This window comes from Gordonia sp. DT218 (assembly GCF_049847105.1).
Classification (GTDB): domain Bacteria; phylum Actinomycetota; class Actinomycetes; order Mycobacteriales; family Mycobacteriaceae; genus Gordonia.
The window spans coordinates 1,210,601-1,229,328 of record NZ_JBNCNS010000001.1; the positions used below are offsets into that span (position 1 = coordinate 1,210,601).

Here is an 18,728-nt window from a genome sequence, read left to right on the forward strand (position 1 = left end):
GCCACCGCGTCTCGGATTCACCGCTGCTCTGACCGTCCCCCGAACGAATCGACGATTCGGTCGAGGACGACGAGCACCTCTCCTGTGGCGGCGTCCCGGTCCGCTGCACTCGCGACATACAGCGCCGACTCGTCGAGGGCCCCGATGGCGACATGCGCGAGGGGTCGCGTGGGTTGGTCGTCGATCTGCCCCGCGGCGATCGCCGCCTGCAGAATGCCCTCGATCAGCGCGAACCCGAACTCTTCGCCACGCGCCCGCCACTCGCTCCAGCCGAGCACCGACGGGGCATCCACCAACGAGATCATGTGGATCGCCGGGTCCGTCACCCGCTCGAGGAACACGCGGACACCGGCCTTCAGCGCAGCGAGCGGATCAGTGATCGCAAGGTCGCCGACACGCACGGCGACCTCGGCGGTGATGTCCTGTTCGACGTCGTCGTACACCGCCGCGAACAAGCCCTGCTTGTCCTTGAACTGGTGGTACAGCGCACCGCGGGTGACACCGGCCTTGTCGACGATCGCCTGCGTGCCGACATCGGCATATCCGAGCTCACCGAACAGCGCGCGGCCGGCCGAGACCAGCGCGGATCGGGTGGCGGCGGTGCGCTCGGCCTGTGTTCGACGATTGACTTTCATACAGGTTGCACGTAACTTTCATACAGAGTGTTCGTAAGTTCACGACAAGCCTAGTCGAGAGGGTGAGAGCTCATGACCGGCACGACGACCACCATCGAATTGCCTTCCGGAACCATCGAGCACACGACCTACGGTCCCGAGGACTCGCCGTACCCGCCGATCGTCTTCGTCCATGGCGCGGTCGTCGACCATCGACTGTGGCGACCGGTCGCCGAACTCCTCGCGCAGGCCGGCTACCGGTGCCATGCCCCGACCCTTCCGTTGGGATCCCACCACATACCGTGGGGGCCGGCGGCCGACCGCAGTCCGCAGGGAGCCGCGCGACTCGTCCGTGAGCTCGTCGCGCAACTCGGCCTCTCCGACGCGACATTGGTCGCGAACGACACCGGGGGCGCGGTGACCCAGTTCGCCCTCGATGCCGACCCGGACTTCGTCCGCGCTCTGGTCTTCACCAATTGCGATGCCTTCGAACTGTTCCCGCCACAACCGTTCGGTTTCGTCTTCGCCCTGATGCGTCAGCGTCCTCTGCTCAAGCCGATGGTCGAGAGCATGCGCGTCAAGGCGTTACGACACTCGTCGCTGGGCGTCGGTCTGCTGCTCGCCGATCCCGATCCCGACTTCACGCTCTCGGTCTTCGAGCCGATGCGTACCGACGCCCGCATCCGAGACGACTTCATCGCCTTCCTCAAGGAGATCGACCCGGCCGAACTCGCCGCGGTGACACCGCGACTTGCACGCACCGACCGGCCGGTGACCATGGTGTGGGGCGCCGACGATCGGTGCTTCACCCCAGCGCACGGTCGGCGCTTCGCGGCGGTCTTCCCGAACTCGCGCTTCATCGACGTCCCGAATGCGCGCACCTTTGTGCCACTCGACCAGCCGCGTGCGGTCGCCGACGCGATCGCCTCGACCACCGCGAGAATCTGACGCCTCGCACGTCGCTGCGAAGAATTCTTTTCGGATCAGGCGTCGGAAAACGCCTCCGACGAACGACGATGAAGATGTGAGCGGCGAACAAGATGGTCCGCCCCAGGGCGGAGCGCCGGCACTGCTGGCGGTGTACGACGATGCACTGCCGGCCGTGTACGGCTACTTGCTGCGCCGGTGTTCGGATCGCCGGGTGGCCGAGGATCTCACCTCGGAGACCTTCCTGGCCGCGATGGACACCGTGCGCCGCGACGACGAGGCCCGTCCGACCACCCCATGGCTGATCGGGGTGGCGCGACACAAACTCGCCGACCATTGGCGCGCCATGCAGCGGACACCCGAACCCGTCGAGCAACTCCCGGAATCGGTCGACGACGACTGGGAGATCCACCTCGACCGGATGGTGGCGCACTACACGCTGGGCACTCTGTCGCCGACGCACCGGGCGGTGCTGACCCTGCGGTATGTCGACGACCTGACGGTCGGCGACTGTGCCGCGGTCCTCGGTCGCACCGTCGGTGCGACCGAAGCGCTGCTCACCCGGGCCAAGCGGGCCTTTCGCGCGGCCTATCCGGACACCGATTCCCGGCCCGGCCAACCCCACCACACCCGGGGAGGAGGTCACGCATGAGCGAGCACAACAGCACCGAGAATCGCGGCCGCGCAACGCCGTCCGATCCGCTCGTCGTCCTGCGGGCCTCCGATACCCCCGGCTGGACCGAACCCGTCGCGCCTGACGCCGACTTCGCCCGCACGCTGCGGGACCGACTCGAGCGTGGGGCCACCCTTCCGACAGGAGTTGTCATGAGTACATCGACCATGGAGACAGACGCAGCATTGTCGAACGCAGCGTCGCCGACCCCGCCCGCCGTCGAACGGCCGGGCGCCCTCCCCTACCTGAATGTCGCCGACGCGCGAGCCGCGATCGACTGGTACGTCGCACATCTCGGCGCCCGTCTGCGCGGTGAACCGATCATCATGGACGACGGACGCGTCGGGCACGCCGAGCTCGAGATCGGCGGTGGTGCCATCTACCTCGCGGACGAGTTCGCCGAGATGGGACTCACCCGACCACAGGCCGGCAAGGTGTCGGTCAGTCTGATGCTGCCGGTCGACGACGCCGATGCCGCGGTCGCCACAGCGGAGCGCGGTGGCGCGGCGGTCACCCTGGAACCACGTGACGGCTACGGCATGCGAAGCGGGACGATCGTCGACCCATTCGGCCATCGGTGGATGCTGGCCGGGCCGTCGACGGCGGGCGCACCGATCGACAACGGCATCCACACGGGCGACATTGTCTACATGTCGCTGCAGACCCCCGACGCCGGACGCGCGGCGCGCTTCTACGGCGCCGTGCTCGGCTGGAACTACGATCCGGAATCCCGGCAGGTCACCAACCTCGGTCACCGTCTGGGCATCTCGGACGCCGGCGGATACGGCTCGGGCACGCTCTACTGCGTCTACGCGGTCGACGACTTCGACGCCGCGCGGGACGCGATCGTTGCGGCAGGTGGCCAGGCGACCGTGGTCACCGAGGTTTCTCGCGACGGCACACAGGTCCTCGACGCCACCGACGATTCGGGAGTCGCCTTCTCGGTCCACGTCGCCGCCCCCGGCGAGCAGCGGCCAGACCAACATCCCCGCGGAATCGGAGAGATGTCGTATCTGACCGTGCACACCGCCGACAGCTCGCGCTATCGCGCCTTCTACGGCGCCGTGCTCGGCTGGACCTTCCATGGCGGTCGCATCGACGACGGATGGGAGGTCGACGACGTCCGCCCGCAGGTCGGTATCGCCGGCGGGTCCGACAAGGCGGTGGCCGTACCGATGTGGAACGTCGCCGACATGGATGCGGCGGTCGAGCGGGTCGTCGCGGCAGGCGGCCGGGTCATCACCGAACCCGCTGGCCAGGCGTACGGCCTGATGGCCCTGTGTGCCGATGATCAGGGCACCGAGTTCTACCTGGGTCAGCTGTTCTGATCTCGGGCGGCGTCGTAGGCGGTCCGGGAGACGGCAACGTCGGGAACGCGTGACTCGACGAGTTCGATGATGCCCATCAGGCGGGCCGCGACGTCGGCCCCGAGGTCGGTGAGCGAGTACTCCACTTTCGGCGGGATCGTCTGCAGCACAGCACGGTTCACGAATCCATCGCGCTCCAGCGTCTGCAGGGTGACCGACAGCATCCGCTCACTGACCCCGTCGACCCGGCGTCGTAGTGCGTTGAAACGCAGGTCGCCCTCGTTGAGCGCCGCCAGCGCGAGCAACCCCCATCGGCTCGTCACGTTCTGCAAGACGTCGCGGGACTGACAATCGCGGGCGAACACATCCGCCTCGAGGGTCGGATCGCCCGCGACCTCCTTGATCGAAGACGCGGGTTCGGTGGCAGCCATACCGCCAGTGTAGGCCACGTGAGAGCGTGTGCTTCTTCTCACGCTTGCACCATACGAATAGTAAGTGCATGCTGTCACGGAACCACCACGATCCCAGGAGGAAACTCGATGACCACATACGCGGTAACCGGCGCGACCGGCGGACTCGGCGGAAGCGCCGTCCGCTCCCTGCTCGAGCGGGGCGCTGCCCCAGCTGACGTCGTGGCGATCGTGCGTTCGCCCGAGAAGGCGGAGGCCCTGCGCGACGCCGGCGTCACCGTCCGCGTCGCCGACTACGGTGACGTCGATGCGCTGACCAGTGCCCTCACCGGCGTGGACCGGCTCTTCTTCGTATCCGGCTCCGAGGTGGGACAGCGAACTCCGCAGCACACCAACGTGATCGCCGCAGCGAAAACGGCCGGAGTCGGCTTCGTCGCATACAGCAGCATCCTCGACGCGGACACCAACCCGTTGGCGTTGGCGGCCGAGCATCTGGAGACGGAGAAGCTGATCGCCGACAGTGGACTGCGGTACTCATTCCTACGCAACAACTGGTACTGGGACAATTACGTCGCCGGTGCCGGCGCTGCCATCGAATCCGGCATCCTCTACGGTGCGGCCGGCGACGGCAAGGTGGCCGGAGCCGCCCGCGACGACTACGCCGCGGCAGCCGCTGCCGTACTCCTGAGCGACGACCCGCGCCCGATCTATGAACTCGCCGGTTCCCAGCGGCTCGATTACACCGAGATCGCCGCGACGATCGCGGAGGTCTCGGGCACACCGATCCGTTACGAGAACCTGCCCGAGCAGGCGTACGCCGCCGCGCTCGAGGGGAACGGCGTTCCGGCGCCGTTCGCCGGCATCCTGGCGAACTCCGATGCGGGTATCGCCGTCGGCGCACTGGATTCCGACTCGACCGACCTTGCCGACCTGCTCGGACGACCGTTGGTGTCGCTCGCCGACGTCCTGAAGGCCGGGCTGGCCCTCCACGTCTGAGGACCGATCAGCCACGGGTCTGCACCAGACCCACGAGCATGACCACGAATCCGGCCACCGCCGCGAACGCCCGGACGATGTTCCACCGCACCCACGGTCGCACGAAATCCTCCCAGACCGTGGGTGCGTCGGCCGACGACACCGAGCCTGCGCCGTCCAGCCGGGTGTTGAGCGGAACGTTGACGCCCATGGTGATGAGAAGGGCCACGAGGTAGAGGACAACCGCGACGATCAGCCACCACCGCAGCGTCTCCTGCCACCACAGCGCGATACCGAGCGCACCGAACACCAACCCGCCGAAGAAGATCAGCGCGAACACAGGATTGAGGATCGCGGCATTGATGCGCGCCATCGCGACCACCGCGACCTGTGCGCCGGCACGATTCAGCCCGGGCATCACCGCGTACGCGAACGCCGACAACAGGCCCGCGCTCAGGCCCATGGTCGTGACCGTCAGGACGAGAATTCCGTCACGGAGCTGGTTCATCGCGACACCGCCTCATCGACAAGGGAACTCACGTAGTCGGCGAAGTCCGTCGGCGGGCGACCGAGGACGCGGGCGACGTCGCCCGACAAGCGCGCGTTGCGCCCGTCGAACAACGTGCCGAACAACGACGACAACAGATCGACCTCATCGTCCGCCACGCCGACGTCGCGGAGCAGATCGCGATAATCCTGTGCACCGACATGATTGAACGAGACGGCCCGGCCACGCGCGGCACCGATCTCGGCGGCCGCCTCGGCGAAGGTCAGCAGGCGCGGTCCGGTCAGCTCATAGGTCTGCCCGGCGTGAGGACTGACACCCTGCGACGTCTCGTCGAGCAGGGCGGCCACCGCCACCTCGGCGATGTCACGGGTGTCCACGAACGGCTCACTCACCTCGCCGACCGGCAGAGTCAGTGAGCCCTCGGCGATCTCCGGCGCAAAGCCGCCCTCCGAGAAATTCTGATCGAACCAGGCGCATGAGAGGACTGTCGACTCCGCGCGAGCGGCGTGCACGATGCGTCCGGCCTCCTGCGCTTCCCCCTCACCCCGTCCGGCGAGCAGAACCAGCCGCCCCACCCCGGCGGCATCGGCGAGACGGACCAGCTCCGCGATGTCGTCGGTGGCGCCGGGCACGATGAGGTCGGGTTGATACGCGATGTAGACGGCCCCGGCTCCGGCGAGCGCCGGTGCCCACGTGGAGCGTTCGGACCAATCGAATCTCGTCGCGCTGGACCGGCCGGCCCTGCGCACGAGCCGGCCCCGCCTCTCGAGTTGGTCGGCGACGTGGCGGCCGGTCTTGCCGGTCGCCCCGATGACGAGAACGGGTACTGATTCGGGTTGGGTCGTGTGGTGGTTCATGCGTTCAGTTCACAGCGTCGGATCGAGACGTTCCATAGCTGATTGGCTCAGATACATACGAGATCGTCTCGTCGGGTCGTATGCTCGAGGCCATGGATGCACTCGGCAGTCTCCTCAACGGACCTCGCGCCCAGAGCCCGATGCTGTTGCGGATGGCGATGAGGGCGCCATGGTCGGTGCGCATCGAGGACACCGCCCCACTGACCGTCGTCGCGGTCACCCGCGGAACCTCGACGCTCACCTATGACGACGGCACCGAACACCCCGTCGCGGCCGGCGACGTCGCGCTCATCCGCGGCACCCACCCGTACACGATCGCCCACGACCCTGCGCACCATTGGGTCGCCCGGATCGACGCCAACGGCGACTGTTTCGATCCCACCGGCACGCACAGCGTCGCCGAGGACATGTGCTTCGGCGTCCGGTCGTGGGGCAACTGCGCCGACGACTCGGCTGCCGACGCCATCATGCTCATCGGCACCTACGCGAGCGGGGAGGTCAGCCAGCGCCTGCTCGCCGCCCTCGACAGGTTCACGGTGATTCCCATGCACGATCACCCGTTGGTGTCGATGATGGAAACCGAGATCGTCCGCGATTCCCCCGCACAGGAAGCCGTGTTGAACCGCCTCCTCGATCTGGTGCTGATCACCGGCCTGCGTCAATCGATGGAATCGGGTCGGGTTCGGGCCGCGCAGTGGTACCGCGCGCACACAGATCCAGTGATTGGACATGCACTTCGGTTGCTCCACAACAACATCGACCAACAGTGGACGGTCGCCTCCCTGGCCTCGGCAACCGGGGTGTCGCGCGCGGTGCTGGCCCGGCGATTCACCGACCTCGTCGGCGAGCCGCCGATGACCTACCTCACGGAGTGGCGGCTGTCGTTGGCCGCAGATCTCCTGGCAGACCGCACCACATCCCTGAGTTCGATTGCCCGCCACGTCGGCTACGGCAGCCCGTTCGCGTTCAGCGCCGCCTTCAAACGTCGGCGCGGGGTGAGCCCGGCCGCCTACCGTGCACAGATGACCGACGGCGACGACGCGACAGCAGCGGGGCTCATGGTTCACTGATGGCCATGTCCATCCGCTCGTCGCTCGCCGGTCTCGTGCGGCGCATGCCCTTCGGCATCGGCACGGTGACGATGCTTCTCGTCGCTGCGATGGTCGCGTCGGTCGCGGCGATCCTCGCCATCGGTACACCGGCGGACAACTCGACCGAGTACCGCGACGGCCACCTGCGCGGCTACGCCACCGAGCCCGACGTCGCGTGGACACAGTCGAGCGACACGTTGCCCGGCTATCGCGCCGACTCCGGCGTCGAGGTGGTCGACACGTGGCGCGACGAATGGCTCCTCGCGTATCCGTCCGGACTCGGCCGCGCCTTCGTCCTGGTGAACGCGAGGGCCGGCTCACCGCTGTGGAAAGATCCCGTGGTCGCCGGACTCGGCGGCTGCGGACTCAACGATCTCGGGCAGGTCGGCTGCGCCATCAAGCTCGGCGGGGTCCCCGACGGCTTCTATCTGATCGACGACACCGGCACTCCCACTTCGGGTACCGACCTCGACGACACCGAGCACGTCGTCGGCGTGGGCACGGACTATCTCCGCATCGACCAGGCCGGATATCGCGCGACCCTCCGCGACCCGACGGGCCGCGAGATCTGGTCGCGCACCTTCGCCGCCTCGGCTCAGGCGAGGACCCGACCCGACGGCGTTCTGATCGTCAGCACCGCGGACGGCACACGATTCGTCCTCGACCCGGCCACCGGGGCCGACCGCCTCTCGTGCAGCCAGTGCGACATCACCTCGTTCGACACCGGTATCACCGTGCAGTACAACGAGTTCGGCCGCGAGCGGGTTGCCACGTACGCGGTCACCGAGGGTGACGTACAGACTCCCCCGGTCGCCGTCTCCGACGGACTCCGGGTTCTCGGAGGTAAGTCGACGCTGCCCGTCCTGACCGGCACCGGTGACGGTCAGGTCCAGGCCACCCAAGGCCGATACGAGATCCGCGACCCGGCGCGAGAGGATGCGCTCTGGCAGATCACCGACCCGGAACTGTCGAAGGCGAACACCAAGCCCTGCGGCACCGAGGTGGCGTTCGCCCTCAAGGATCGGACCCGGCTCTTCTACACCCTCGCGGACGGCAAGCGGATCGGCCGGATGGACCCTCCCGCGTTCGACAGACCGGAGAGCAACATCGACCACCTGTCGTGCGTCGGCTCGTCGGGCACGACCATGATCTTCGCCGACTCCGACCAGGTCACGGCCATCGACACCACGACCGGACAGATCTCCTGGACGCGGTCGGTGATCGGCACCACCGAGGCCGTGGACGGCTACCTCGTCCTTCACGAAGGCACCTCGATCACGGTCCTGCGGCCCCACTGAATCGTCGGCCGCGACTGTGCGTGGCGTCACACCGAATCCGGTTCCAGAGCGCTGAACTGCGCCACTCCGAACGCCTTCAGGAATATCTCAGATTTGATAACAGCAAGATAACGGTGCACCCAAGAATTGGTGTACGGTCGGCGACGGTCGATGGTCGCTCTGGGGGGGGACCACACCGGGTAAGCAGTCCACCGATGTGTTGTTCGCGAGGTTGATTCGTCTTGGGGAAGCATTCCGCATCCACGCTGGGTGCAACGTCGTTCACCTTGGCTCCCCCGCCCCCACCGCCGGTCGACTGGGACCCTGTCAGGCCGTCGATCGAGTGGAATCCGTTCGAGCAGACCAATCCGCTCTGGCCCAGCGAACCGATCACACTCACCGGCCCCAAGACACCGAAGACACCGAGAGTTCCGACCAGGCACGCGCGTCGGGAGGTCTGGAAGGTGCGCGCCCCCATCCTGGCGGCCGCCATCGTCCCCATCGGCGTCATCGCCGCGAGCGCCACCGGTGCCGGGCACTCCACCACCCCGAAGGCGACCGCCTCGTCGTCGGAGGTCTCCGCGCAGCCGCTCACCGGAGACGCGGAGGCCACGGTCCGACGGGCCGCAGCAACCTTCCGCTTGCCGGCTCCACTCCCGCCGCCACCCCCGCCTCGCCCACCGGCCGTGGTGGCCGACGGCGAGGTGCCCGCTCCGAATTACGACGCCTACCAGAGGGCCGCCGACATCCTGGCCAAGACCAACCCCAGCTGCGGGATTCCCTGGTCGGTCATCGCGGGTATCGGCAAGGTCGAGTCCCATCACGCCAACAACGGCGACGTCGACCCCGCCACGGGCGAGCTACGCACTCCTATCTACGGTCCGACACTGGACGGCAGCCTGGCAGCCAATGAGGTCATCACCGACACCGACGGCGGGCGTCTAGACGGCGACTCCACCTATGACCGTGCTGTTGGCCCGATGCAGTTCCTGCCCTCGACCTGGGAGCACTACGGCGCCGACGGCAACGGCGACGGCAAGAGCGACCCGCAGAACATCTACGACGCCGCGCTCACCACCGGTCGCTATCTCTGCGACGGGCACAAAAACCTTCGCAGTACCGCCGAACAGGTATCCGCGATCCTCCGATACAACAACTCGATGACCTACGTCGACAACGTGCTGGGCTTCGCTCGGAGCTACTGACCCGACTGCGACGCCATCACCAACGCCGGGCCGTCACGATCCGCTCAGGAACGCCTGCAGCGCAGCTGAATACATCGGTACGTCGTCGGCGCCCATGAGTTCGCGTGCGCTGTGCATGGCCAACTGCGGCGCCCCGACATCAATGGTCGTCAGACCCGTCCGCGCGGCCGTGATGGGGCCGATGGTCGACCCGCACGGCAGGTCGGCGCGGTGGGTGTAGCGCTGCATCGGCACGCCCGCCGAATCGCACGCGATCGCGAACACGGCCTCGCCCACCGCATCCGAGGCGTACCGCAGGTTCTGGTTGACCTTCAGTACCGGGCCGCCGTTGATGTCGATCCGGTGCGAAGGCTCGTGCCGGTCCGGGTAGTTGGGATGGGTGGCGTGCGCCATGTCACCGGACACACAGACACTTGCCGCCATCGCCTGTAGGTATTCGGATCGAGAACCACCGCGGGCCAACACGATCCGCTCACAGATGGTCGCCAGTAAGTCGGAGGCGGCGCCGCGTTCGGATCCGCTGCCCACCTCCTCATGATCGAACAGCGCCACCATCCGGGTCTCGATCGAGGGCTCCGAATCGAGCAGCGCGCGCAACCCGGCGTAGCACGTCCCCTGATTGTCGAGGCGCGGAGCGCTGAGCAGATCGTCGCGTGGACCGATGAGTCGAGACGGCGTGACGTCGTGGGTCATCAACTCCCAGCCCAGCAATGACGACTGCTCGATGCCTGCGTAGGAAGCCACCCACTCGAGGACACCGGGCTCCTCCGGGCTCGCCGACCAGAGCCCGTCCACGTGCCGCTGCGGGTCGAGGGTGACCCCTTTGCGATCCTCGGACAAATGAATTGCCAACTGCGGCACCCGGACCACCGGCTCGGTCACGTGGACCAGCACATGTTCGACGGCGGAACCGACGCGATGGGCCAACCGACCGGACAGCCCGAGGTCGCGGTCCAGCCACGAATTCAGCCACGCCCCGCCATACGGCTCGAGTGCCACCATCCCCACGCCGGCCGACGTCCGGTCCGGATGCTGCTTGACCCGCAGGTTCGGGCTGTCGGTGTGTCCGCCGATGATACGAAAAGCGTTGCCGTCGCCGGTATCCCACGCGACCAGCGAACCACCCCTGATGACGTAGTTCCGGCTCGAGGCGGTCGACCACTCCTCGTGCTCGTGCAGTCGAACGTAACCCGCCGCCTCCAATTCCGCTGCGACGGTGGCGCACACGTGGAACGGCGACGGTGAAGCGTCGATGAATTCGCCGAGCCCCTCGGCGGTGGCAGTGGTCGTGATCAACGGGCACCTCCTACAGTTGCGGATGTCAGCGGCAGCCTGCCCCGGACGATCTCCTCGACCACACCGATCGCGACGGACACCGCGATCCCGCCGACCCGCGCTCGCGGACGGAGCGAGACGTTGCACAACCCGAGCATGGCGACCCCGGTGGCCACCATGATCAGAGAGGTCATCAGGCGGCGGCGAGCACGGAATCGATCACCGAATAGAAGAGTCCCAGACCGTCGTCGCTGGGTCCGGTCAGCGCTTCGGTCGCATGCTCGGGGTGCGGCATCAGGCCGACGATGCGGCCGTCGGCGCTGGAGATCCCGGCGATGTCGAGTGCCGAGCCGTTCGGGTTGCCACCGGAATAGGTGAACACGATGCGGCCCTCGCCCCCGAGCTCCTCGAGTTTGGCCTGCGGGGCGACATAGCGGCCTTCGCCGGACTTGAGCGGGATGAGGATCTCGGCGCCCCGCTCGAAGCGGCTCGTCCACGTCGTGGTGTTCGATTCGACCTTCAGCCACTCGTCGCGGCAGACGAAATGCAAGCCCTCGTTGCGGGTCAGCGCGCCCGGCAGCAGGCCCGCCTCGCACAGCACCTGGAAACCGTTGCAGATCCCGAGGACCGGCAACCCCTTGGTGGCCGCCTCAAGAACCGAACCCATCACCGGCGCGAATCGGGCGATGGCGCCGGCACGCAGGTAGTCGCCGTAGGAGAAGCCTCCCGGCACGATCACCGCGTCGACATTCTTGAGGTCGGCGTCGCCGTGCCACAGTTCCACCGGCTCGGCACCGGCCAGTCGCGCAGCGCGGGCGGCGTCGATGTCATCGAGCGTCCCGGGGAAGGTGATGACCCCGATACGAGCAGTCATGAGTCGGCCCTCAGTCCGCGACGCGCGAGACGTTGAAGTTCTCGATCACCGTGTTGGTGAGCAATTCCTCCGCGATACGTTCGAGCGCCACGTCGTCGACCGAGTCGTCGACCTCGAGTTCGAAACGCTTGCCCTGTCGGACGTCGGCAACCCCGGAGAATCCCAGCCGACCCAGAGCTCCCACGATCGCCTGCCCTTGCGGGTCGAGGATCTCGGCCTTCGGCATCACGTCGACCACCACTCGCGCCATGGGCACTTGCTCCGTTCTCGCTGGTGCGCTGTTCAGCGATCACCTTACCGGGTGGTCGCCGCCCACACGGTGTCCGGATCACTCCACCCCGTACTGCACCGACCGGGCGCACGGATTCATCGATCGGGCCCTCGACCGCGTCGAGCGGGCACAGAAATTCGTCGACCGTGCACTCATGTGCACGGTCGACGAGGAACTGCGCCCGCTCGGCGGGAAGTTGCACCCGGTCGGCGAGGTCGGTGACCCTGCCTGGTGTTGCGTCAGAGCGCCGCTTCGATGGCGGAGATAACCGCGGGGTCATTCGGCTCGGTGCGGGGACGGAAACGGTTGATCACCGTGCCGTCGGCGCCGACGAGGAACTTCTCGAAGTTCCACTGCACGTCGCCCGCCTCGCCGTCCGCGTCGGCCGTCTTGGTCAGCTCCGCATACAGCGGGTGCTGGCCGTCGCCCTTGACGTCGGCCTTCTCCAGGAGGGGAAAGGTGACGCCATAGCTGGTCGAGCAGAAGGTGGCGATCTCCTCGGCGGTGCCCGGCTCCTGGCCCATGAACTGGTTGCACGGCATGCCGACGACGGTCAGACCGCGGTCACCGTAGCTCTTCGCGATCTCCTCGAGCCCCGTGTACTGCGGGGTCAGGCCGCATTTGCTCGCCACGTTGACGACCAGCATCGGTCCGGGGAGGGCGGAGAGATCGAGCGCGCTGCCATCGAGCGCCTTGACTGGGATGTCTTTGACGTTGCTCACCCCTTCGACGCTATCGCAGCCCGGAGATCGGAGGCGGAGATCACCCCCGGTATGACCGCCGTCACTGTGCGGCACCCGTTATGCCGGATCTCACCATTACTTGCGTTTCCGAAATAGTTGCGTAGGCGTTACTTTTATACCGTGGCCGAAACCCAGACGCAGAACCACGACTCGTCCCCCGCTCCCGCGGGGTCCGTCGACGTCGCCTGCGACATGCTCACGGGCTTCCTCGACCGGCTAGCCTGCATGGGCAAGGCGCACACCATGGACACCCTCGCCGCCACCGAGCTGACGTTCTCCCAACTACGCGTTCTGTTCGCGCTCGGAGCGCACGGTGTCGGTGTCGAGAGCATGTCGGTCCACGAGATCGCCGATCAGGTCAATCTCTCGCTCGCGGCAGCCGGCCGGACGGTCGACAAACTCGTCGGTACCGGGCTCGTCGATCGTCGCGAGGACGCGACCGACCGTCGGGTCAAGCGGGTGTCACTGACCACCGAGGGCCGGCAGATCGTCGACTCCCAGCTGAGCATCAAACAGGATCTGATCCGCGGTTTCATCGGTCGACTCCCCGAGCCGCTACGACGGGGCCTGTGCGGCGCCCTGAACCCCATCGTCGACAACGAGGTCGACTACTTCTCCGGTATCGGCGATCCGCCCCCGGCCTCCGATCCCGCCCCCTCATCGGACAGTTCACAGAAAGCCAATTCATGACCTCCTCGTCAACGCCGGCGCACGCCCACGCGGGCCCGCCGGACACCAAGCTCGACCGACACGTCCTGATCGTCGCCGGCGTCGTCGTGCTCGGTGCGATCATGTCCATCCTCGACGTCACCGTTGTGTCGGTGGCGCAGAACACCTTCCAGCAGGAGTTCGGCACGGACGCGGCCGGCGCCGCCTGGACGATGACCGGCTACACGCTGGCGCTCGCCGCAGTCATACCGCTGTCCAGCTGGGCTGCAGCCCGTTTCGGCACCAAGAAGGTCTATCTCACCTCACTGGTGCTGTTCGTGGTCGGTTCGGCACTGTGCGCGCTGGCCTGGAACATCGGTTCGCTGGTGGCGTTCCGCGTCATCCAAGGCCTCGGCGGCGGAATGCTCATGCCGATCGGCATGATGATCCTGACGAAGGCCGCCGGACCGGAACGTGTCGGTTCGGTGATGGCCGTTCTCGGTATCCCGATGCTGCTGGGCCCGATCGCCGGCCCGATCCTGGGCGGCCTGCTCATCGAGAAGGCCTCCTGGCATTGGGTGTTCCTGATCAACGTGCCGATCGGCGTCGTCGCGATCATCTACTCGTGGTTCGCCCTGCGTGGCGACAACGAGACGACCTCGCGTCCATCATTCGACTTCATCGGTCTGCTCTTGCTGTCACCAGGACTGGCGTTGTTCCTCTACGGCATCTCGTCGAGCAACGAGGCAGGCACATTCATCACGGCCAAGGTGCTGATCCCCGCGATCGTCGGCGCGGTCCTGATCGTCGCGTTCGTCTTTCACGCACTGCGTGCCAAGAACCCGCTCCTGGACCTGCGTCTGTTCCGCAACCGCACGCTCACCGTCGCGGTGATCTCGATGACGCTGTTCATGATCGCGTTCTTCGGCGCGTCACTCTTGTTCCCGCAGTACTTCATCGGCGTCCGCGGTGAGACGACACTCTCCGCCGGTCTGCTGCTGGCCCCGCAGGGTATCGGTGCGATGCTGACCATGCCGATCGCCGGGCGGATGACCGACAAGATCGGTCCCGGAAAGTTCGTGCTGTCCGGAATCGTCCTGATGTTCCTCGGCATGGGTACATTCGTGTTCGTCGGTGCGGAGACCTCCTACCTGATCCTGTGCGGCGCGCTGTTCGTCCAGGGCCTGGGTATGGGCATGACGATGATGCCGATCATGACCGCCGCCCTGGCGACCCTGACCAATTCGCAGGTGCCCGACGGCTCCACGCTGGTGAACGTGGTCCAGCAGACCGCCTCCTCGATCGGTTCGGCCGTCATCGCAGTGATCCTGGCGACGAATCTCAAGAACGCACCAGAGGGAATGCTCGCCATCGTGTCCAACACGGCACCGGACAAGCTCCCCGCGAACATGCAGGGCGCACCGGTCCCGACTTCGTTCTTCGAGTCCGCAGCGAACGCCTTCGGTTCGACGTTCGTCGTCGGCGCGGTCCTGATCGCGCTCACGCTGATCCCCGCGTTCTTCCTGCCCCGCAAGAAGATCGCATCGTCGCTGACCGAAGAAGACATGGATCGCGCGCCGATCGTCATGCACTAGCTCGTCACTCCCACACGCAGAACTCCCACAAACCCGGAATGCATCCGGTGTTTGTGGGAGTTCTGCGTGTGGTGCTGAGTCAGTCGGGGACGTAGGCGCCTGTCTGCTGGAGAATCCATGCCAACTCGAAGGCGACCTCTTCCCACTGCTTGTAGCGGCCGCTGACACCGCCATGGCCTGCCGACATCTCCGTCTTGAGCAGCACCAGGTTGTCGGAGGTGCTCAGTTCCTGAAGACGTGCCACCCATTTCGCCGCCTCGGTGAACAGCACGCGGGTGTCGTTCAGCGAGGTGAGGGCCAGGATCGGCGGATACGGCTTGGCACCGACGTTCTCGTACGGTGAGTACGTCTTCATGTAGGCGTAGACGTCCGGGTCGTGCAGGGGATCTCCCCACTCGTCCCATTCGATCACCGTGAGCGGCAACGACGGGTCGAGGATCGACGTCAGAGCGTCGACGAACGGCACCGAGGCGAGGATGCCGTTGAAGAGCTCCGGCGCCAGGTTCGCGACCGCACCCATCAGCAGGCCACCTGCCGAACCACCCTCGGCCACCATCTGTTTCGGCGTGGTCCAGCCGGTATCGACCAGGTACCCGGCCGCATCGACGAAGTCGGTGAAGGTGTTCTTCTTGGTCAGGGTCTTTCCGTTGTCGTACCAGTATCGACCCATCTCGCCGCCACCACGGATGTGGGCGAGAACGAACACCACCCCGCGGTCGAGCATCGACAGCCTCGACACCGAGAACCCGGGATCGATGCTCGTCTCGTACGACCCGTAGCCGTACAACAGGAGGGGGGCGGGACGGTTGTCGTCGACACCCTTGCGCCGCACGATCGACAACGGGATCTTGGTGCCATCTGCCGCGGTCGCCCACTCGCGTGATTGCACGTAATCGGCCGGGTCATACCCGCCGAGAACCGGTTGCCGCTTCAGCAGGGTGCGGTCGCCGGTGGCGACATCGAGATCGAGCAATTCGGTGGGCTCGATGAAACTGGCGTATCCGATGCGCAGTTTCGGCGTGACCCACTCAGGATTGCCGCCGAGCCCTGACGACGACAGTTCCTGGTCGAACTCGACCTCGTGAAAGTCTGCAGGCGCGGGGATTCCGTCGAGGCCGCGCAGATCGGCAATGGCGAGCTTCGGAAGTGCCGCATACCGGTACGACAGCACGAGGTAGTCACGAAACGCGTCGAGATCCTCGATCCGGCGTTCCGGATCGTGCGCGATGAACTCGCGTCGGTCCGACGGGTCGTCGACCGGAGCGATGTCGATGGCGAAGTTCTCCGCCTTCACCCCGTCGCGAATGTCGTTGTGCACGATGACGAAATAGTCGTCACCACCGATCACCGCGTGTTCGACGTTGTATTCGACACCTTCGACACGCGGCGCGACGCTGCGGAATTCGCCGGTCGGGTCGTCGGCGGCCAGGACGTAACACTCGGAAGTGATCTTCGAGCCGACCCCGATCATCAGGTACTTGTCGCTGCGGGTGGATCCCATTCCGACCCAGTACCGCTCGTCGGGTTCGTGGAAGACCTTGACGTCGTCGGTGCCCGCGCCGATATCGTGGCGCCACACGGTATCCGGACGCCAAGCCGCGTCGACCGTCTGATAGAAGACGTGCTGGGCATCCGACGACCACACCGCGCCGCCCGCGGTATCGGCGATCTGGTCGTCGAGGAGTTCGCCGGTGCGAAGGTTCTTGAACCGCAACAGATACCGCTCGTCACCGACGGTGTCGGTGCTGTAGGCCAGCCAGTCGCCGTCGTCGCTGACGGAGAGTCCACCGAGGCTGAAGAAGTCGTGACCCTCAGCCTCGACATTGGCGTCGAGAAGTACCTCTTCACCGGTGAGCGTCGCATCCGCGACGATCTCCGGCGGAGTCCAGTCGTCGTCGGCGGCTATCGGGCAGCGACACCGGATCGCGTACTGCTTGCCCTCTTCGGTCCGGGCGTAATACCAATACCGACCACGGCGACTCGGCACCGACATGTCGGTTTCCTGTGTGCGACTCTTGATCTCGCCGAAAATCTGCTTGCGCAAGCCGTCGAGTTGCGCGGTGTGCGACTCGGTGAACACGTTCTGCGCCTCGAGGTAGGCCACGACCTCGGGATCTTCCTTGTCCCGCAGCCATTCATACTCGTCGACGAAGGTGTCACCATGGTGCACACGTTCGCTCGGCACTTTCTTGGCCACCGGGGCGGCGACGTCGGACTTCACAATCATCTCCTACTCGTGATCCGGCCAGTCGGCGAAGGACTTCTGCGAAATCCACTCGTAGGCCTCGATATAGCGTTCTCGGGTTCGATCCACCACGGAATCCGGCAACGACGGTGGCGGCTGATCGGCCACCCGATCCCAGCCGGATTCCGGTCCCGTCAGCCAATTCCGGACGATCTGCTTGTCGAAACTCGGCTGCACCTCACCGGGCCGATACGATGCCGCCTCCCAGTACCGTGACGAATCCGGGGTCAGCACCTCGTCGGCCAGCACGAGCTCACCGCTGCCGCCGAGACCGAATTCGAACTTGGTGTCGGCCAAGATGATTCCACGCTCGGCAGCAATGCCGGCGCCGCGTCCGTAGATGTCGAGCGTCGTCGCACGCAATCGCTCCGCGCGTTCGGCACCTTCTTGTTCCACCACCCGCCCGAAGCTGATGTTCTCGTCGTGGTCGCCCTGCGCAGCCTTGGTGGCCGGGGTGAAGATCGGCTCGGGCAGCTCGCTCGCCTCATCGAGCCCCGTCGGCAATTCGACCCCGCACACGGCGCCGGTCGCACGGTAGTCGAGCAGACCGGAGCCGGTGAGGTATCCGCGCGCCACGCACTCGACCTGCACCATCGGCAGCTTGCGGACCACCATCGAACGCCCGACGCACTCGGCCGGGATCCGCTCGTCGGTCGGTCCGCCGGCGAGATGGTTCGGGACCCCGAGCACGTCGAACCAGTAGAAGCTCATCGCGGTCAGGATGCGGCCCTTGTCCGGTATCGCCGGACTGAGGATGTGGTCGTACGCCGAGATCCGGTCGGAGGCGACGAGGAGAAGAGTGTTCGCGTCGATCTCGTAGATCTCACGGACCTTCCCTGACGCCAGGTGCGTGTACGACTGCAGTTCAGGACGCATGGCTTCGACCCTAGAGGTATGACATCCTGCATCGCATGTCCGGTCCGTTGATCTCCATCACCTACTGCACGCAATGCAACTGGCTGCTGCGGGCGTCGTGGATGGCCAGCGAGTTGCTCAACACGTTCGGCACCGAGTTGGGCTCGGTGACGCTGGTTCCGGGCACCGGGGGTGTGTTCCACATCGACGTCGACGGACAGCAGGTCTGGGAACGCAAACGCGATGGCGGGTTCCCCGATGTGGTGACGCTCAAGCGCCTCGTCCGCGACAGCGCGCTACCGGACTGGAATCTGGGGCACGCGGATCGGTCGGCGGGCCCATCGTGACCGTTCGAGACCCTTCGAGACGCTCGCAAGC

General features: G+C 66.3%; 21 protein-coding genes. 10 read left to right on the forward strand and 11 right to left on the reverse strand.

The window, feature by feature from the left end; translation table 11 throughout:
* Positions 1-17: 17 nt before the first annotated feature.
* A complete protein-coding gene (locus tag ACPXCG_RS05625; RefSeq protein WP_425789891.1) occupies positions 18-635 on the reverse strand; it encodes a TetR/AcrR family transcriptional regulator in 618 nt (205 codons plus the stop codon).
* Between the two features lie 72 nt (positions 636-707).
* On the opposite strand from ACPXCG_RS05625, the gene ACPXCG_RS05630 reads away from it, so the two are divergent.
* From ACPXCG_RS05630 to ACPXCG_RS05640, 3 genes are all read left to right on the forward strand, one after another.
* Positions 708-1,562, forward strand: a complete 855-nt coding sequence (locus ACPXCG_RS05630; RefSeq protein WP_425789893.1) for an alpha/beta fold hydrolase — start codon at positions 708-710, stop codon at positions 1,560-1,562.
* 76 nt (positions 1,563-1,638) lie between these two features.
* The gene (locus ACPXCG_RS05635; protein ID WP_425789895.1) at positions 1,639-2,193 is read left to right on the forward strand and encodes an RNA polymerase sigma factor; all 555 of its coding nucleotides are present in this window, start codon (positions 1,639-1,641) and stop codon (positions 2,191-2,193) included.
* Complete coding sequence (locus ACPXCG_RS05640) at positions 2,190-3,542, forward strand: VOC family protein (protein WP_425789896.1); 1,353 nt, start codon at positions 2,190-2,192, stop codon at positions 3,540-3,542. Before ACPXCG_RS05635 ends, ACPXCG_RS05640 begins: the two co-directional genes overlap by 4 nt.
* Here the strand turns inward: ACPXCG_RS05640 and ACPXCG_RS05645 are convergent.
* Positions 3,530-3,952, reverse strand: a complete 423-nt coding sequence (locus tag ACPXCG_RS05645) for a winged helix-turn-helix transcriptional regulator (protein WP_425789898.1) — start codon at positions 3,950-3,952, stop codon at positions 3,530-3,532. The genes ACPXCG_RS05640 and ACPXCG_RS05645 overlap by 13 nt on opposite strands.
* A 108-nt stretch (positions 3,953-4,060) precedes the next feature.
* Between ACPXCG_RS05645 and ACPXCG_RS05650 the strand changes: the two genes are divergently transcribed.
* Positions 4,061-4,927: an SDR family oxidoreductase gene (locus tag ACPXCG_RS05650; RefSeq protein WP_425789900.1), complete on the forward strand. Its 867-nt coding sequence runs from the start codon at positions 4,061-4,063 to the stop codon at positions 4,925-4,927.
* 7 nt (positions 4,928-4,934) lie between these two features.
* Here the strand turns inward: ACPXCG_RS05650 and ACPXCG_RS05655 are convergent, their stop codons facing one another.
* Positions 4,935-5,414, reverse strand: coding sequence for a DUF1772 domain-containing protein (locus tag ACPXCG_RS05655; protein ID WP_425789902.1), 480 nt, complete (start codon positions 5,412-5,414; stop codon positions 4,935-4,937).
* Complete coding sequence (locus ACPXCG_RS05660) at positions 5,411-6,271, reverse strand: NmrA family transcriptional regulator (protein WP_425789904.1); 861 nt, start codon at positions 6,269-6,271, stop codon at positions 5,411-5,413. The genes ACPXCG_RS05655 and ACPXCG_RS05660 overlap by 4 nt, the downstream gene beginning before the upstream one ends.
* Before the next feature lie 92 nt (positions 6,272-6,363).
* On the opposite strand from ACPXCG_RS05660, the gene ACPXCG_RS05665 reads away from it, so the two are divergent.
* The 3 genes from ACPXCG_RS05665 to ACPXCG_RS05675 all read left to right on the forward strand — a co-directional run bounded on the left by ACPXCG_RS05665 (position 6,364) and on the right by ACPXCG_RS05675 (position 9,844).
* Complete coding sequence (locus ACPXCG_RS05665) at positions 6,364-7,341, forward strand: AraC family transcriptional regulator (RefSeq protein WP_425789906.1); 978 nt, start codon at positions 6,364-6,366, stop codon at positions 7,339-7,341.
* Complete coding sequence (locus ACPXCG_RS05670) at positions 7,341-8,660, forward strand: hypothetical protein (protein ID WP_425789908.1); 1,320 nt, start codon at positions 7,341-7,343, stop codon at positions 8,658-8,660. The genes ACPXCG_RS05665 and ACPXCG_RS05670 overlap by 1 nt, the downstream gene beginning before the upstream one ends.
* 443 nt (positions 8,661-9,103) lie before the next feature.
* Positions 9,104-9,844, forward strand: a complete 741-nt coding sequence (locus tag ACPXCG_RS05675; RefSeq protein ID WP_425790501.1) for a lytic transglycosylase domain-containing protein — start codon at positions 9,104-9,106, stop codon at positions 9,842-9,844.
* Positions 9,845-9,877: 33 nt separating this feature from the next.
* Here the strand turns inward: ACPXCG_RS05675 and ACPXCG_RS05680 are convergent, their stop codons facing one another.
* The 5 genes from ACPXCG_RS05680 to ACPXCG_RS05700 all read right to left on the reverse strand — a co-directional run bounded on the left by ACPXCG_RS05680 (position 9,878) and on the right by ACPXCG_RS05700 (position 12,986).
* Positions 9,878-11,140 carry a M18 family aminopeptidase gene (locus ACPXCG_RS05680; RefSeq protein ID WP_425789910.1) on the reverse strand — a complete coding sequence of 421 codons (1,263 nt, stop codon included), beginning with the start codon at positions 11,138-11,140 and terminating at the stop codon, positions 9,878-9,880.
* Positions 11,137-11,313 carry a hypothetical protein gene (locus ACPXCG_RS05685; RefSeq protein ID WP_425789911.1) on the reverse strand — a complete coding sequence of 59 codons (177 nt, stop codon included), beginning with the start codon at positions 11,311-11,313 and terminating at the stop codon, positions 11,137-11,139. Before ACPXCG_RS05685 ends, ACPXCG_RS05680 begins: the two co-directional genes overlap by 4 nt.
* Complete coding sequence (gene purQ, locus ACPXCG_RS05690; protein ID WP_425789913.1) at positions 11,313-11,993, reverse strand: phosphoribosylformylglycinamidine synthase subunit PurQ; 681 nt, start codon at positions 11,991-11,993, stop codon at positions 11,313-11,315. Before purQ ends, ACPXCG_RS05685 begins: the two co-directional genes overlap by 1 nt.
* Positions 11,994-12,003: 10 nt before the next feature.
* Positions 12,004-12,243 (reverse strand): phosphoribosylformylglycinamidine synthase subunit PurS, encoded by a 240-nt coding sequence (purS, locus tag ACPXCG_RS05695; protein ID WP_425789915.1) that lies wholly within the window; start codon positions 12,241-12,243, stop codon positions 12,004-12,006.
* A gap of 260 nt (positions 12,244-12,503) precedes the next feature.
* The gene (locus tag ACPXCG_RS05700) at positions 12,504-12,986 is read right to left on the reverse strand and encodes a glutathione peroxidase (protein ID WP_425789917.1); all 483 of its coding nucleotides are present in this window, start codon (positions 12,984-12,986) and stop codon (positions 12,504-12,506) included.
* A gap of 213 nt (positions 12,987-13,199) precedes the next feature.
* On the opposite strand from ACPXCG_RS05700, the gene ACPXCG_RS05705 reads away from it, so the two are divergent.
* Positions 13,200-13,697, forward strand: coding sequence for a MarR family winged helix-turn-helix transcriptional regulator (locus ACPXCG_RS05705; protein WP_425790503.1), 498 nt, complete (start codon positions 13,200-13,202; stop codon positions 13,695-13,697).
* Positions 13,694-15,250 carry a DHA2 family efflux MFS transporter permease subunit gene (locus ACPXCG_RS05710; RefSeq protein WP_425789919.1) on the forward strand — a complete coding sequence of 519 codons (1,557 nt, stop codon included), beginning with the start codon at positions 13,694-13,696 and terminating at the stop codon, positions 15,248-15,250. Before ACPXCG_RS05705 ends, ACPXCG_RS05710 begins: the two co-directional genes overlap by 4 nt.
* Before the next feature lie 79 nt (positions 15,251-15,329).
* On the opposite strand, the gene ACPXCG_RS05715 is transcribed toward ACPXCG_RS05710, so the two are convergent.
* Together ACPXCG_RS05715 and ACPXCG_RS05720 are read right to left on the reverse strand one after the other, a co-directional pair.
* Positions 15,330-17,477, reverse strand: a complete 2,148-nt coding sequence (locus ACPXCG_RS05715; protein WP_425789920.1) for a S9 family peptidase — start codon at positions 17,475-17,477, stop codon at positions 15,330-15,332.
* 3 nt (positions 17,478-17,480) lie between these two features.
* Positions 17,481-18,371, reverse strand: coding sequence for a phosphoribosylaminoimidazolesuccinocarboxamide synthase (locus ACPXCG_RS05720; protein ID WP_425789922.1), 891 nt, complete (start codon positions 18,369-18,371; stop codon positions 17,481-17,483).
* A gap of 35 nt (positions 18,372-18,406) precedes the next feature.
* On the opposite strand from ACPXCG_RS05720, the gene ACPXCG_RS05725 reads away from it, so the two are divergent.
* Positions 18,407-18,697, forward strand: a complete 291-nt coding sequence (locus tag ACPXCG_RS05725) for a SelT/SelW/SelH family protein (protein WP_425789924.1) — start codon at positions 18,407-18,409, stop codon at positions 18,695-18,697.
* The last annotated feature ends 31 nt before the right edge of the window (positions 18,698-18,728 follow it).